This is a genomic window from Nocardia sp. GCM10030253 (assembly GCF_042675075.1).
Lineage (GTDB): Bacteria > Actinomycetota > Actinomycetes > Mycobacteriales > Mycobacteriaceae > Nocardia.
Genome location: NZ_JBHTDL010000004.1, coordinates 753,521 through 769,040, shown reverse-complemented (window position 1 = coordinate 769,040; position 15,520 = coordinate 753,521). Strand labels below are relative to the sequence as shown.

Below are 15,520 nucleotides of genomic sequence, written 5' to 3'. Positions count from 1 at the left end.
TTTCAGTGCCCGGTGACGCCGCTGAGTTCGTTCGGAGCGGCGGCCAATGTGGTGGTCGCCGTGACCGTGCCTGTTGCGAGGTCGATTCGGTGCACCTTCTTGGTGACCGGGTCGGAGACATAGGCCGTGCCGCCGCGCACGAAGAGCGCGGGTCGGGCCTGCTGCCACTTCAGTGGTTCCTGCCATGAGTCGATGACCGGGATGGTGCGGGTGACGGTGCCCGCCACCGGGTCGATCACGTGGATGCGGCCGTCGGTGCCGAGGACCAGCGCCTCCCCCTGCTGGCCGCGGGCCAGTGACCGGAAGGTGTAGCTGGTGCCGAGATCGACCAGACGGAGGGCGCCGGTGGTCGTGTCGATGAGCGAGATCTGCTGCGGGCGTTCGAGTTCGGCGTCCTTGTCCTGCTTGTAATCGCCGAGCACGATCGGGGATGCCGCGCTGCCCGCCGCGTTGCCGATGCGGCCGTACGGCGTCGGACTGGTCACCTTGGTGATGACGCCGTTGCGGTAGACGAGAACCCCTGTCTGGCAGCCGATCACGATGGCCTCGTCCTTGGCGGTGGCTTCTCCGTGCACGCCGGGGCAGTCCTCGTTGCGGGCGATTTCCGTGCGGTTCTTGTCCAGCACGGCGATGCCGACACGCTTGTCCTCGGTTCCGAGGGTGACGACCAGATCACCGTTGGCCAGTTCGACCGCCACACCGTGATGCGGCGCGGCAGCCCGGTAGACCTTTGTCGGTGGTTTGCCGCTGCCGAGCTTCTCGGGGTCGAAGGAGGTGACTTCTCCGGTACCGTCGGCGAACAGGACGGTGCGCCCTGCGTGCCGCACGACGTGACCCGGTTCGGCAGCAGGGAACTCGGCGCCGGTGAACTCGGCGTCGAACGCGTCGAGCACCCGGAAGCCGTCTTTGGTCGACACCATGAGGTGGCGATCGTCTCCCGCCGGGTTCAACCGATTGAAGCCGTCGAGTTTCACCTCACCGGTCTGCGCGAGTGTCATCGCGTTCAGGACGTAGATGCCGCCGTCGTAGGTGACCGCGATCGGCTCGCCCCCCGGCGCGTGCGCGTCCTTCGAATCATCCGTGCCGCAACCACTCAGGGCGACGACCGAAACGACAAGCGCGGACAGCGTCACCCTCGTCGTGGCCCGTGACCGAATATGCATGTGCTGCTCCGTTTCTCGTGCTGTGTTCTCCAGTTCAGGGCGCGGCGAGCCCGCGGGTGATCGCAGCGGTGTTGGCCCGCATCATTTCCAGGTAGGTGCCCGCGCCCGCACCTGGTTCGGTGAGTGATTCGGTATAAAGCCCGATGACCTGCACCCGCACGCCCGCCTGTTCGGCGAGGACACGGGCGAGCCTGTCGGGTTGCGAAGCGTCGACGAAGATCGCCGCGACGGCGGCGGCTCGGATCGCGTCGGCCAGTGCGCTGAGGTCGGACGAGCTCGGCGACGCGAGTGTCGTCCCACTGGGAATCACCGCGCCGACCACCTGAAAGCCGAAACGCTGTGCCAGATAACCGAACACGTGGTGATTGGTTACCAACTTGCGTCGCTCGGCGGAAATCGGGGCGAAGCTCTCCGACATCCAGTGATCGAGCTGATCGATCTCCGCCAGATACCGATCGGTCCTGGCCCGAACCGCCGCGGCATCGATACCATCGACATGCTCGACGATCTCGGCGCTGATCACCTCCACAGCCCGACGCACCCGACGCGGGTCGGTCCAGAAGTGCGGATCGGGCGGGCCTGCCGACTCGTCCGAGCTGTAGCTGAGCGGGTCGATGTGATCGGCGACGGCAACCGTTGGGACACCGGCGTTCTCGGCTGCGGCCACGTTGCGGGCCACTCCCTCCTCGAGGCCGAGGCCGTTGTACACGACCAGCCCGGCACGGTCGAGCCGGGCTGCCTGCTTGGCGGAGATCGCGAAGGAGTGCGGGTCGGCGTTCGCCGCCATCAGCACGGTGACCTCGGCGGCGTCACCGACGATGGAGCGGGTGAGATCACCGAGGATATTGGTGGTGACGACGATTCCGGTGCGCTCACCACCGCCTTCGGTACAAGCGGTCAGCGCCGGCAGCAGCGCGGCCAAGGCGGCTATTACTCGGATCACGGCTCTCATTCGCCGGTCTCCACCATGAGCGTCGGCGCGAGGTCGATGGTGAATGTGCGTGCGATGCGCAAATTGTCGTTGTAGGCAATTTCGTATATCGACCGGCGTGGCGCGTCGTTGACGTAGGCGCGATTCGAATCGACCTGGATCACCGGTGATGTCGCGCCGTCGGCTACCGGATCGAGTAACACGATTCGCGCTGTCTCCGTGCCGCTTTCGGGATCGAAACTGTGCAGAACACCATCGCGGGTCAGCGCCAGCACAGACGATCCCTCCCCCGCTGTGTTCACGGCCAGTACCGGACCGACCGATGCCAACGTCCACACCTTCTTGCGGACATCGAGCAACCAGAGACCCTGCTGACCAGCCTTCGCGGTCAGCGTCGAACTGCCGGGGCGGTGGGTGAACTCGACGGCGCGATCCGCTGCTGCCACCTCCCGGGGGTAGCGGATCTTCTCTCCGGTAAACGCTCCGTCGCGATGGGTCACCACCAAAGCGCCGTCGGCGCAACCGAAGACGACTCCGCGGCGGGTCACGGCCCGACCGCGTGGGTTCGCGCACGGCTCGGCGGCGACAGTCACCGGCGCGCCGGCGCGGGTGCGGACTTCGACGCGCCCGCCCGGTAGGGCTACCAGCAGATGTTCGGCATAGGGCACCGCGGCGCCGTCCCCGATCCGGCCCACCTCGGACACCGATCCGCCTTCGAGGGCGGGCCGGTCCAGCAGAATCGTGCCGCCATCCTCGAAAACCACTGCCGCAAGGGCCCCGTCGCTGTGCACTGCCGCCACCCGGCCACCCTCGATAGCGCCGATCTCGCGGACCGGGGCGCGGTAGTAGTGGACGTGATCGCCGTGGTCGACCGTCCACCCGCCGGTGTCCACGATCCGTCCCGAACCGACCGTGCCGAGATAGGCGAACCTGCCGTCGCCGGCAATCCGCCGCACACCCCCCTCCGCTCGACCGGCCTCGGAGGTTTTCTCGGTGATCAGATCGAGCACCTGGATCGCGCCGGTCCGCTCGTCGGCGAGGACCAGACGCGATTGCACATCGGAGGTTTCCTCGGCGCCCGCCACATAGCCGTGCGGCAGGTCCTCGGGCGGCGCACTCTCCGCACCGGATCCACAGCCGACCAGCGGCACCGCCGCAAGCACGCTCGCCAGTACCGGCGCGGACCGGACGCCGTTGCCGCGCAACCGATCACGCACAGCGGCAACCAGCGCCGATAGGAAGAACAACCCGACGGCGACCGCCGCGATCGTCGCACCGCCCGCGGTACTCGCATGCCACGAAATGACCAGTCCGACAATGGTGGACAACGCACCGAGCAGCGCGGCGATCAGCATGATGACCGGAATCCGGTCGGCCCAATACGTCGCTGCCGCCGGTGGGGCAATGAGCAGCCCGAAAACGAGCAGGGTGCCGACGATGTGGAACGACGCGACGATCGCCAGTGTCACCAGGCCGACCAGCGCCACATGTGCGAGCCTCGGGTGCAAACCGAGCGTATGAGCCTTGCGCGGGTCGAAGGTGAGCGCGACGAACGCGCGATGCCCGAGGATCGCGACCGTCACCGCGACAAGCAGTGCGGCAGTCAGATATCCGAGATCCCGATCGCGCACGGCCAGCACATCACCGAACAGGAACCCGGTCAGATCGACCGCGAAGGACTGCGAGCGGGAAACGATGATCACCCCCAGCGCCAGCATCCCGACGAACAGCAGTCCGATCCCGGTGTCCGCGGACAAGCGCCGGTTGCGACCGAGCGCCGAGACACCGAATGCCATCGCCGCACAACTGATCGCGGCACCGAGAAGCAGGTTGCCGCCCAACAGCGCCGCGACGGCGACACCGGGAAGCATGCCGTGCGCCATCGCATCACCCAGAAAAGCCATGCCGCGCACTACAACCCAGGTCCCGGCCAGTGCGCACACGCACGATACGAGCAGGCCGCCCCACAGCGCCCGCTGCACAAAGGCCACCTCGAACGGGGCGAACAGCCACTCCATGGTCGGTCACACTATGATGAAAATGATTATCATTACAAGCGAGGTGACATGTCCCACACTCCCGCCCTGGACGCGGTCCGCATCCGCGGACTCTCCGCCGGCTACCCACGCAGGACCGTGCTGCACGAAGTGACCGCTACCATCCCGCGCGAGCAGGTCACCGCCGTAGTAGGCCCGAACGGGTCAGGAAAATCGACGCTGCTCGGCGTCATCGCGGGCGTCGTCGCGCCACAGGCGGGCACGATATGGCGGGATTCGAAGGAGCGCCCCGGGTTTGTCGTGCAACACACCGCCGTACCCGCCACGCTGCCCCTCACCGTCCGCGAGACAGTCGCGATGGGACGGTGGGCGCACTGCGGACCATGGCGTTGGCTGTCCCGCCAGGACCGCGCAACGGTGCACGAGTGCATGGAACGCCTGGCCATCACCGATCTCGCGACCCGCCGCCTCGACACGCTCTCGGGCGGGCAACGCCAGCGCACACTGCTCGCCCAGGCACTCGCCCAGGAATCGAACCTGCTGCTGCTCGACGAGCCGGCCGCCGGACTGGATTCGAGCTCCCAGCAAGAGATCTCGCGCGCACTCGCCGAGATCAGCGCCGCCGGCGTCACCGTCGTCCAGGCCACCCACGACCACGACGAGGCGATGCGCGCCGACCACTGCCTGCTCCTGCGGGACGGAGCACTGATCGCCGAGGGCACACCACACGCCGCCATGGCCGCCGATCGCTGATCACAGGGACCCGCGCCGATTCACACCGGCGTAATGCGGGCCTGGTTCCGTCGGGGTACGGGCGCTTCTCCCAGCGCTATTCCGCAACGCTGTCGCATGCGGTGTCGATTTCGGCGAAGTGGACTATCGCCATCGCGGTGGCTGCCCTCAGGCGACATCGCCGAAGGCCGGGCCCATCACTGGCTACATTCGATGCCGTGACGAATCCAGCTTGACCTTTCCACCTTCGACCAATGCCCGGAGCGCCGCAGCCTTGCGGTCGCAGATGTCTACGCCACAATTACAGTGCCGCTGCATTTCACGATGCGCCTCCGCTATCGTGAACGGTCGCAGAGGTGGCTCGTGTGTCCATACCGCAGGCCAGACATCTTGTCGCACGACCTTTTTCGTCGATACGCCGGTCACGCCGGCGGTCGACCTTCGAATCCCGACATTGCGATCTCCCGGTGGATGGTGCGCAGCCCGTAAGTGAATCGCGCTGATGGTGACTGTCACCACAAGGACCATCAAGACGACCAGTAGGAAAAAAATACGCGAGTCGAGCATGGGATCATCAACTTTCCTGCGCACGTGACGGCAGATTGCTCGTACTTCACTGCCGCCGAGAGCGATTGATCGACGCTTCGCTATCGACCCACTCCAGTCTCCTCCCACCGAGCAACGAAGACCTTCCCACCATCGGGAAGATGCGTCCTACCGCCCCATCATGATCACAAGTGGACCCGAGATCCGGTGCCACACCCCCGACAACCCGGCAGGATGCTCGATGGTTGCCTGCTGCGGGTTGGCCGCCGAATGTCCGGGACAGACCTGCCCGACAGGCTGCACCCCGAGTGCGCACCCACGCCGTCCGGACCGCGGGATTTGCACACCTCCTGGACCGTCAGCTCGTGAATCTAAAGCTCTTGAAACCCCTGGTGAGGTACTTACTACTGTGCGAGTACAGATATTCGGAGTCACCGCGGCAATCGGATTCCGAGTACAGCGTGACAGTGGCACTCGTCTGGTTGTCCACCAAACCACTGCCAACGATCAAGTTGTAGGTCTGATACTCACCCGGGTTCTCGATCCGCTCGGAATAGCCATAACTATTTTGAAAAGTGAAGGCCCCCATAGCCATGGACTTACTCCATTCTTGCCGCGACTGTACAACAGTCTGATTGCCTGCAACTTCCCGCCGGAGCCTACGCATGAAATCTCTGCGCGGCGCAGATCAACAACCTTCGCAAAGGAGAGATAGCACAAGTATCAAGATCGTTTATCAACCACCGTTATGTATCACACAGGTAAAACCAATGAGACCCAACAGATTTCGATGTGCAGAATTCGGAAGCGCGAACCCACCATAAGCGCCCGCCTACAATCCCGTAAGTCCGATGGCGCAATAACAAGCCGTTCCCAACTATGGGAAATTGCTGACGTGGCGTTTCAGCTTCGCGCCGGTCGGGTATCCCTCGTCGCTGTGCCCGTTCGATACGCCGGCGGCTGCTCAGCCCCTGAGCCTCTATGACGGGGTTCTGGTAGGAATCGCCGAAAAAACAACGGATATGCGTAATCGGTTGGTAGAAAATGGGTTTCGTGCCCGGAATGCGGGTTTGGGCTGGTAGTGCTTGGCTTGGCGCTGATAGGGCTGTTGGCGCGGGTGGAGGTAGGGGTTCGTGGCGACGCGGGTATTCGCGGACGAAGAGTTGGCGCGTCTGCGGGAGTTCCCGGAGATCAGCCGCGAGGAGCTGTACCGGTTCTTCAAGCTGACCCAGTCGGACTTGGCGTTCGTCGCGCCGGGCCGGGGCCGTGGCCCGGCGGACCGATTGGGAATCGCCGTTGCGCTGTGCACGCTGCCGTGGTTGGGGTTCGTGCCGGACAAGGTGTCGACGGCACCGCCGGTGGCGGTGGCCCGGTTGGCTGCTGAGCTGAATGTCGATGCGAGCGAGATCGGTTCCTACGGCCCCCGGGCACAGACACGAACAGAGCACCTGCGCTTGGTGGCGCAGTATCTGGGCTGGCGAGCCCCGGGGACGACGGAGCTGAAGGACCTCGATGAGTTCCTGCTGGCGCGGGCGATGGAGCACGATTCACCGACCTTGTTGTTTCGGCTGGGGTGTGAATACCTGATCTCAGCGAAGGTGATCCGGCCGGGCCCGGTGGTACTGGTGGAGCGGGTCGCTCACGCCCGTGAGCAAGCCCAGCGCGAAACCTACGACCGGCTCGCGCACGAACTCACCCCGCAACGCTGCGCGGAGTTGGACGGCTTGCGGGTCAACGACGTCTCGCTGCAGATGTCGCGGTTACGGTGGCTCTCGACCGGCCGGTGGAGGCGTCCGCGGCGGCGGTGAAAGCCGAAGTCGACAAGCTCGGATTCCTGCGCAACCTGGGCGCGGACCGCCTCGACATGTCGGTGCTGCCCGCCGAGCGACGCCGGTTCCTGGCCACCATGGGCCATCGGCTGACCAGCCAGGCACTGGAACGCCGGGATCCGCAGCGCCGTCATCCGATCCTGCTCACGGTGTTGACACAGTCGGGGACTGACGTGCTCGATGAGGTGGTCGCGTTGTTCGATCAGGCGATCTCGGCGAAATTCGGTGCCGCCGAACGCCGAATGAAGGACGATCTGGCCGAACGCGGCAAGGCTGGGGAGGACCGGCAAGCCCTGCTGGACGAGTTGCTGTTGATCGTCACCGACGCGGGGATCGCTGATGAACAGATCGGTGGGCTGATCCGAGGCGAGAAGATCGGGTGGGAGCGCCTGCGGGCGGCGATAGCCCAAGCCAAACCCCGGTTGCCGCGTGATCACGGGCACCTGGCCGCCCTGAATACCTCCTACAGCTATCTGCGCCAGTTCACCCCGCACGTGCTGTCTTCGGTCGGGTTCTCCGGCGGCACCGCGGCCTCCGAGCTGCTGATCGCCGTGGCGATGCTGCGGGAGCTGAACGCGACCGGGCGCCGCAAGGTGTTCGACGAGGCTCCAACAGGATTCGTGCCAGCCAAGTGGCGCGGCTACCTCGAGGAGGCCCTCAAATCCGGCAATCCCACCGCCTACCGGCACTATTGGGAGCTGTGTGTGCTACTTGGTTTGCGTGACGGGTTGCGTACCGGGGATGTGTTCGTGCCCGGCTCACGCCGCTACGCCGATCCGGCGTCGTATCTGCTCACCCCGGCCCAGTGGGAGCCCCAGCGCGCCGAGTTCTGCCGCCTGGTCGGCAAATCCGCTGATCCGGCCCGCGCGTTGGCGGACATGGTCGATGAACTACACGCCTCAGTCGGTGAGCTGGAGAAGGTTCTGACCCACGGTGAGGGCCCGGTGCGTTTGGATGAGGAAGGCGACCTGGTGATCTCGCCGTTGACCGCGGAGGATGTGCCTGCTGAGGCGGCCGCACTCAAGGCGGAGCTGATCGAGATGCTGCCGTTCGCGCCGATCGTGTCGCTGCTGATCGAGCTGGACAAACGCACGGGCTTCCTGGACTGTTTCACCCACGCCACCGGCAAGCAGGCCCGCAGTACGGACCTCAAACGCAATCTCATCGCGGTGCTGTTGGCCAATGCGACCAACCTCGGGCTGCGCAGTATGGCCGATGCGTGCGGCATCTCCTACGAGATTCTGCGGTGGACCGAGGAATGGCATGTGCGGGAGGAGACGCTGCGGGCGGCGAACCTGGCGATCATCGACTATCACCAAAGGCTGCCGCTGACCGCGACTTTCGGTGGCGGCACGCTGTCCTCGAGTGACGGGCAGCGGTTCCCGACTCGCGGCCGCTCGACCACCGCTCGCACGGTTCCGCACTTCTTCGCCGAGCAGGGTCTCTCGACCTACACCCACGTCACTGATCAGCACACCACCTACGGCACCAAGGTGATCGTCACGACGCGACGTGAGGCGCACTACGTGCTGGACGAGATTCTGGGCAACGCCAAGGATCTGCCGATCACCGAGCACGCGACAGATACCCATGGCGTGACCCTGGTCAACTTCGCCTTGTTCGACCTGCTCGGGATGCAGCTCTCGCCCCGCATCCGGGATCTGGGCAAGATCACCCTGTACCGGCCGGGGTCGCGGGCAGACATCGAGGCCCGGTTCCCATGCGCCGGAACGCTGTTCACCCGCAAACTCAACTTGGACCTCATCAGCGAGCACTACGACGATCTGCTTCGCCTGACCGGGTCACTGAAGTTCGGGCACGCCACCGCGTCACTGCTGGTCGGGAAGCTGTCGGCGTCGAGTCGACAGAACTCACTGGCGGCGGCGTTGAAAGAGTATGGGGCGCTTCGCCGTACGATCTACGCCGCACGCTATTTGTCGGACCCGGATTATCGGCGCAAGATCGCCCGCCAGCTCAACAGGGGCGAGTCGGTCCACGCGCTCAAACGCGGCCTGCTCTACGCCCACGAAGGCATGATCCGGTCCCGGCATCTCGAGGACCAGGCCGAACAAATGTGGTGCCTGACCCTCGCCACAAATGCGGTAGTCGCCTGGACGACAGAGTATTTCGGGCTCGCGGTCGAGCAGATGCGGCGTGAGGGCCGCCGGGTGGATGACGAGGTGCTGGCTCATGTGTCCCCCGCCCACAGCGAGAACATCAACTTCTTCGGCGCGATCGAGGTCGACATCGACGCGGAGCTGGCCCAGCTCGGGCCGACCGGGTACCGGCCCCTGCGGATGCGTGACACTCTGTTCTGACGTGAGGGCGGTCAGATCGATCTAGGGCCAGATCTTGCCGCAGTGGCAATCCGTACTCGATGGCCCCGTCCGCGTAGTCGAGGAACTCGACTAAGTTCACGCCGCCGTCGAACACGGCGTCGCCTATCTGGACGTAGGTCTCGGCAGCCGAAACGCCAGGCCGCCGGCGACGGACGGCAGGCTACTTCTCGTCATGCCGTGGCCAGGGCCGTCCTCGTCCCGGCCGACGAGGCGTGCCCGGGCTGTCATTGGCCTCCCACCGGAACGGGAGCAGACCCGGTAGTTCCGCGGTCATCGCTGGGCTGCCGTGGAGATGACGCGGGGATGGCGTTGTCGATGAGGACGGCGGCGATGGCGGCGGCGGTGGGGAAGGATTCGCTGTTGAGGACTCGGGTGCGGGCCGAGGCGCCATCGATGAGCAGCGCCAGTTGTTCGCCGAGTTGTTCGGGGTTGGTGGCACCGGCCTCGCGGGCGGTTTCGGTGAGCCGCGCGGCGATGGCGGTCTTGTAGTCGCGTGCGTACTCGGATGCGGGGTGTTGAGGGTCGTGGAGTTCGACGGCCGCCGCGATGTAGGGGCACAGGGGCGTGGACGCGGGCATGTCGAACGCGGCGAGGAGTCGTTCGCGGGGTGTGAGGTCGGTGCGGTCGAACACTCCGGGCATGACGTCGGGATCGAATCGGCGCAGGTATTCGGCGACGAGTTCGTCCTTGCTGGTGAAGTGCTGGTAGGCCGTCCGCTTGGACACCTGGGCCGCGGCGCAGAGTTGGTCCATGCCGGTGCGGTTGATGCCGTGATCGCGGAACAGCTGCTGTGACGCGCTGAGGATGCGCTCACGTGCGCCCCTGCCGCGGCGTCGACCCAGGGGGCCCTTCTCCAATTCCGTCATGTCCCCCAGCGTAGCCCGCGGGTACCTATCGGTGTACATAGCTTGCGCCACAGCTGACCCTCCGATACGTTAAGGAAACAGTACGGTTTACATAACTGCGGAAAAGGAGTGATCGTGGGAAAGCTCGATGGCAAGGTAGCGGTGATCACCGGCGGATCCACCGGCATGGCACTGGCCGGCGCCAAACTTTTCGTCGAGGAAGGAGCGCACGTCTTCATCCAGGCCCGACGGCAGGAAGCTCTGGACGACGCCGTCGAGCTGATCGGCCGCAACGTCACCGCCGTGCAGGGCGATGCCTCCGACCTGGACGACCTGGACCGTTTGTACGACACCGTCAAGCGGGAAAAGGGCTCGATCGACGTGCTGTGGGCCAGCGCCGGGATGGGCGAACCCGCCGTCCTCGGCGAGATCACCGAGGAACAGTTCCACAGCTCCTTCTGGCTCAACGCGCGCGGCACCCTGTTCACCGTGCAGAAGGCACTGCCGCTGTTCAACGACAACGGCTCGATCTTCATGACCGGATCCAACGCCTCTCTCGGCGCCTTCCCCGGCTGGAGCCTCTACGCCGGAAGCAAAGCCGTCCAGCAGGCATGGGCCCGCGTCTGGCTCAACGAACTGCGCGACCGCAAGATCCGGGTCAACGTCCTGACCCCCGGCCAGGTCGCCACCGCCAAACAGGAAGAACTGTTCGACGAGGCAACCAGGGCCGCATTCGAGTCCCTCATCCCCCGCGGAAAGATGGGCCGCCCCGAAGAAATCGCCACCGTCGCCCTGTTCCTCGCCTCCGACGACTCCAGCTACGTCAACGGCCTGGAACTCGTCACCGACGGCGGCACCACCGCCATCTGACCTGCTGGACCGCATCGTCGGGATGGCCGACCGCAAGCCGTGAATTGCCTTGATGATCTGGCACGCCGAGTCGGACCTGCGGGTCGGCGTGCCGACCAGGTCTCATACACCAGGTCGCAGTCCTGGGAACTGCGCACCAAGGGAGAACAACGATCACGGGACGCCCTCGTCCCCTGTCCCTGACCCGACCCGGCACGGCACGAACGAGACACAGCAAAACCTCGAGAACAGGAAGAGAGCACACCTCATGGGCAACATCACCATCATCGGTACGGGGAACATGGCCCGTACCATCGGCACGCTGGCGGTAGCGGGCGGCAACACCGTCGAGGTCATGGGCCGCGATCAGTCCAAGGCCGATGACCTGGCCAAGACTCTCGGCGGCGGCGCGACGGCGGGAAAGTGGGGTGCCGTCCCGACCGGGGACATCGTCATCACGGCCGTGTTGTACGACGGTGTCGTTCCGGTCGTCGTCGAGTACGGAGACGCCCTCGCGGGCATGGTCATCGTCGATATCAGCAACCCCTTCAACGCCACGTTCGACGGACTGGCCCACAGCGAGGAGACCTCGATCGCGCAGGAAGTCGCCAAGGTGGCCCCGGCCGGTACCAGCGTGGTGAAGGCATTCAACACCGTCTTCCGTAATGTCCTGGAGAAGGGTCGGCCCAACGTCTTCATCGCTGGCGACAATGCGCAGGCCAAGGCGGGCGTGGCGGCATTCATCGAGAGTCTCGGGTTGCGCCCGCTGGACGTCGGCGGCCTGAAAATGGCGCACTGGCTGGAAGGAGTGGGGGTGGTCACGGTGGGCCTCGCCGGCAACGGGGTGGGCCACTGGGACTTCGCTCTGGGCGTCAACGAATATTCCGGCTGAGCAGCCCTCCCCGGTCCACGCCGTCGGCGCACAGCGTGCTGTGCGCCCTGACGATGGTTGATGGATCACCGACTCGCTGATGTCAGATATCAATGTTGGCGACCGACATAGCAGCCGCGTTCTGTCCGACGCCGAAAGCTGCCGGTTATCTTCCCCACCATGGAGCGGTTGGTCCCAGCGACGAGAAGCCCTGGTGGTGACGAACGCGGCTACGCCCTCACGCCCTTCTGTCCGTGAGTGTTCGGCAGCCAACACCAACGACGCCGCAGTGTTGCGCCCGCTGTTCAAAGCGATCCTGGCCGTGCGGTCGCGACGCGGGCCGCGTCGGCGCAAACCCGCGAAACTGCACGTCGACAAGGCATATGACGAACGCCCCGTTGTCCGTCACGTGGGTAGGGCGGCAGCCCGGAATGGTCCTCGCGTCAACGGCTTTCGTATCTTGTCGACAGATCCTGCCCATTTCCGTTAGGCGAGTTCACTGGTGCACGGGTCCCCTCGCACAAATGATCAGATACGAGAGTTCTGCGAGCGCCTCCGCAGCGGTCACGAAACCGCAGGCCACCATTCGCAAAAGTCCTCTCGGAACTCCCACGTTGTGCGAGACACTTCTGAGAGACTTTCCTCTATGGAACTGACGTCGGATCAGGCCGCCACCGCGGTAGAACGGCACCGCTGCCCCAACTGCGACGCACCTGCCGGCAGCGCGTGCCGAACCCGAAGCGGCATGACCGCCGCGAAGTACCACACCCCACGCTTCGTCCTGGTGCCCGCACTGCATGAGGAACTCGACGTGCCGACTCCCGCCGATCGTGGCCCCGGCCGGACATGGGCCCGGGGTCCCGCGCTCGCCGTGGTCCCGGACGTGCGGACCGAGCGGCCGGTTCGGATCGGGTACGCCAGGACATCGACCGCCCGCCAGGAACTGGCCAGCCAACTCGAAGCCCTCCGCCGCGCGCAGTGCCACAAGATCTTCCACGAACAGATCAGCACCCGGGTCAAGGTCCGGCCCGAACTGGAGAAGGCCCTGGACCTGGCCCACCAATTCAAAGAAGCCGCGCCCGAGACACCGGTCATCTTCACCGTCCACGAGCTCAAACGCCTGGCCCGCAACGCCGCCGAGCTGATGGCGCTGTCCGCGGAACTCCAGACCGGCGGCATCGCACTCGAACTGCTCACTGGCCCCCTCACCGGCATCTACGACCCCAACGGCATGGGCGCGATGTTCTTCGCTGTCCTGGCCGTCGCCGGGCAGATCGAACGCAACTACATCCGGGAGAAAACCCTCGAGGGCCAAGTGATCGCCGCCGCCAAGGGCAACCACGGCGGCCGACCCAAGGTCATCGACGACGACTCACTCACCTTCGCCCTCGCACTGAAGGACAAGGGCGTCCCCGTCCCGGACATCGCGAAGAAACTCACCATCAAGACCGGGCAGAACGCGGGCAAGTCCCCGTCCGTCGCCTCCCTGTACCGGGCGTTTGCTGAAGCCGAGCAAGCCACTGCGGGCGACGGCTTGCCGATGCGGCCCAAGTCCGCCCGCATCCGCCGCCCCGGCGAACCGATGACGCCCGAGGAAATCGACCTTCGCGAACGCCTCCAAGCCCAAGTCCTCGAAGATCAGCAGGACCAGTAGCCACCCCGAACAGCTGCCTCAACGCGACAGCCCTGACCTGGGCCTACGCCATATCCGTTGTTTTTTCGGCGATTACTACCGGAACCCCATGACCGCGCCAACGCTCCTCGCAGCCGGTCATATTCGGGCGCCAGCCGCCGCAGGCCTGATATCAGAGTCGCATCGTCGTTGGCGACGAGCGAATACTGAAGGCCGCCGAGAACGCGCGCTTGCGCCGCGGCGATGGCCGCGGCATCGGCGCGATCGAGCATTGCCAGGCAAGCCGACGCGTCGAGCAGGCGCCGACTCCCGAGACGAACACCGAAAATCGCCAGCAGGTTTCGAACCTCGGGGTCGAGTCCACTCGCCACAAGATCGCCGAGTCCCTCGACGGCATCCGACGCTCCGCCCAGCCATTCGATGGCTCGTGGAATCGACGATTCCAGTGACTCGGTAAGGGAAAACACCTGCTCGCGAATAAAGCCCGACCGCATGACGAACGGTGTATCGACATAGGTGACCTTCTCGGCGCGCCACGCATCGAGAAAATCGGCGGACGGCAACGTGGCAAAGGGGTGCCCCTGCGGATCATGGAGAACTACCGTGTCCTGCTCGACAGCCAACACCACCACGTAGTGGTCCGCGCCGATCGCGGCCCCGGATCCCGGTCGATACCGCATGAGGCCCAAGTCCAGCGGGCCGACCAGCACGGGCCCTTGCCGACAGGTGACTCGAAGTCGCTCGAGTGCGGCCGCCGGAGAACCACCATCGCTACGGACACACGACCACCCGAGCAGTTCGATCGCCGCGTCCACCCCGATCTCCGGATGCCACCCCCGAGGATCGAAGAACGGGATCACACCACCCTCGAGTTGCGCGCCGAACGGCGATCCGGTCAGCGTCTCGATGACGCCGACCGGCGGCGCTTGACCATCCAGAACCAGATTTTGCCAGGCGGGTCCGCGCAAGCCCTTTCACACACAGATCCTCGACGTACACCGCTTGATTTTCGCGGATGATCGCCGTAGACAGTTTGTGCGCGAAGTCGCGGCGCGTATCGGCCACCGTGGCGTGAGCCCTGGCGACCCTGAGCCGGGCCTTCACCCGGTTGCTGGAGCCTTTCTCCTTGCGGGACAACGCTTGTTGCGATTTCCGCAACCTTCGTTCAGCCCGACGGAAGAACCACGGCGAGGCGATGGTCTGTCCGTCGCTGAGTACTGCGAACGTCGTCAATCCAAGGTCGATGCCGACCTGCGAAACACGTCCGGGCAGCGCCTCGCCGGTGACCTCGACCACGAACGACGCAAAGTACCTGCCCGCACCCGAAGGTCGCGTTGTCGCGGCTGGTGAACTCCCTCAAAGGCGTGTCCTCGCGCAGGCTGCGCCAAGAGTTCCCCGACCTGGTTCACAACTACTGGCGCGCCCAAAGGCTGTGGTCGGGGTCGTACTTCGCCGGGTCGGTCGGCGGCGCACCGATCTCGCTGCTGCGGCAGTACATCGAGCAACAGGACCGCCCCGTCTAGAGCACGCTCGGCCCTGGCGGGCTCCCGCGTGGGGCCTTCACCACCGCCCTGAAGGGCTGCGCACTGGCCCACACCCGGTAGCAGTACGGGCCGGACCCGATGTATGTGGACACGGCTCCAGCAAAGTTCCTCTCACCGTGTCAGGGTCAAGCTCAGCCGCCAACAACAGAGATTCGAGCCGACGTCATCGACATCGTCCTACCGCTGGCGGGCACCCGGCCATCTCTTCGTCTTGCTCTGTTTGCTCGATTCGAATACGGTC

The 15,520-nt window shown here is 65.3% G+C and carries 9 protein-coding genes and 3 pseudogenes; 6 read left to right on the top strand and 6 right to left on the bottom strand.

What is annotated here, in order from left to right; all coding sequences use genetic code 11:
- Positions 1-2: 2 nt before the first annotated feature.
- Genes aztD through aztB form a run of 3 tightly spaced genes read right to left on the bottom strand, consistent with a single transcriptional unit; the run spans position 3 to position 4,112 of the window.
- A complete protein-coding gene (gene aztD / locus ACFQZZ_RS07650) occupies positions 3-1,163 on the bottom strand; it encodes a zinc metallochaperone AztD (RefSeq protein WP_378675908.1) in 1,161 nt (386 codons plus the stop codon).
- Between the two features lie 34 nt (positions 1,164-1,197).
- On the bottom strand, positions 1,198-2,115 hold the full coding sequence (aztC, locus tag ACFQZZ_RS07645; RefSeq protein ID WP_378675906.1) for a zinc ABC transporter substrate-binding protein AztC: 918 nt from the start codon (positions 2,113-2,115) through the stop codon (positions 1,198-1,200).
- Complete coding sequence (gene aztB / locus ACFQZZ_RS07640; protein ID WP_378675903.1) at positions 2,112-4,112, bottom strand: zinc ABC transporter permease AztB; 2,001 nt, start codon at positions 4,110-4,112, stop codon at positions 2,112-2,114. The genes aztC and aztB overlap by 4 nt, the downstream gene beginning before the upstream one ends.
- Before the next feature lie 48 nt (positions 4,113-4,160).
- Between aztB and aztA the strand changes: the two genes are divergently transcribed.
- Both aztA and ACFQZZ_RS07630 read left to right on the top strand, forming a co-directional pair.
- Positions 4,161-4,844, top strand: coding sequence for a zinc ABC transporter ATP-binding protein AztA (aztA, locus tag ACFQZZ_RS07635; protein WP_378675901.1), 684 nt, complete (start codon positions 4,161-4,163; stop codon positions 4,842-4,844).
- A 1,658-nt stretch (positions 4,845-6,502) separates the two neighbouring features.
- Positions 6,503-9,516 (top strand): annotated as a pseudogene (locus ACFQZZ_RS07630) (Tn3 family transposase).
- Between the two features lie 245 nt (positions 9,517-9,761).
- Here the strand turns inward: ACFQZZ_RS07630 and ACFQZZ_RS07625 are convergent.
- The gene (locus tag ACFQZZ_RS07625) at positions 9,762-10,403 is read right to left on the bottom strand and encodes a TetR/AcrR family transcriptional regulator (RefSeq protein WP_378675898.1); all 642 of its coding nucleotides are present in this window, start codon (positions 10,401-10,403) and stop codon (positions 9,762-9,764) included.
- A 114-nt stretch (positions 10,404-10,517) separates the two neighbouring features.
- On the opposite strand from ACFQZZ_RS07625, the gene ACFQZZ_RS07620 reads away from it, so the two are divergent.
- The 3 genes from ACFQZZ_RS07620 (at position 10,518) to ACFQZZ_RS07610 (ending at position 13,756) form a co-directional block, all read left to right on the top strand.
- Positions 10,518-11,252, top strand: a complete 735-nt coding sequence (locus ACFQZZ_RS07620) for an SDR family NAD(P)-dependent oxidoreductase (RefSeq protein ID WP_378675895.1) — start codon at positions 10,518-10,520, stop codon at positions 11,250-11,252.
- 247 nt (positions 11,253-11,499) lie between these two features.
- On the top strand, positions 11,500-12,123 hold the full coding sequence (locus tag ACFQZZ_RS07615) for an NADPH-dependent F420 reductase (protein WP_378675893.1): 624 nt from the start codon (positions 11,500-11,502) through the stop codon (positions 12,121-12,123).
- A gap of 625 nt (positions 12,124-12,748) precedes the next feature.
- Entirely contained in the window at positions 12,749-13,756 is a 1,008-nt protein-coding gene (locus ACFQZZ_RS07610) for a recombinase family protein (RefSeq protein WP_378675890.1), read from the top strand.
- Here ACFQZZ_RS07610 and ACFQZZ_RS07605 read toward each other — a convergent pair.
- Positions 13,741-14,703 carry a hypothetical protein gene (locus ACFQZZ_RS07605; protein ID WP_378675887.1) on the bottom strand — a complete coding sequence of 321 codons (963 nt, stop codon included), beginning with the start codon at positions 14,701-14,703 and terminating at the stop codon, positions 13,741-13,743. The two genes, ACFQZZ_RS07610 and ACFQZZ_RS07605, sit on opposite strands and share 16 nt — an antisense overlap.
- A gap of 19 nt (positions 14,704-14,722) precedes the next feature.
- Positions 14,723-15,031: pseudogene (locus ACFQZZ_RS07600) on the bottom strand (RNA-guided endonuclease InsQ/TnpB family protein); the annotation flags it as partial.
- A 26-nt stretch (positions 15,032-15,057) separates the two neighbouring features.
- On the opposite strand from ACFQZZ_RS07600, the pseudogene tnpA reads away from it, so the two are divergent.
- Positions 15,058-15,258, top strand: a pseudogene (tnpA, locus tag ACFQZZ_RS07595) (IS200/IS605 family transposase); the annotation flags it as partial.
- Positions 15,259-15,520 lie beyond the last annotated feature (262 nt).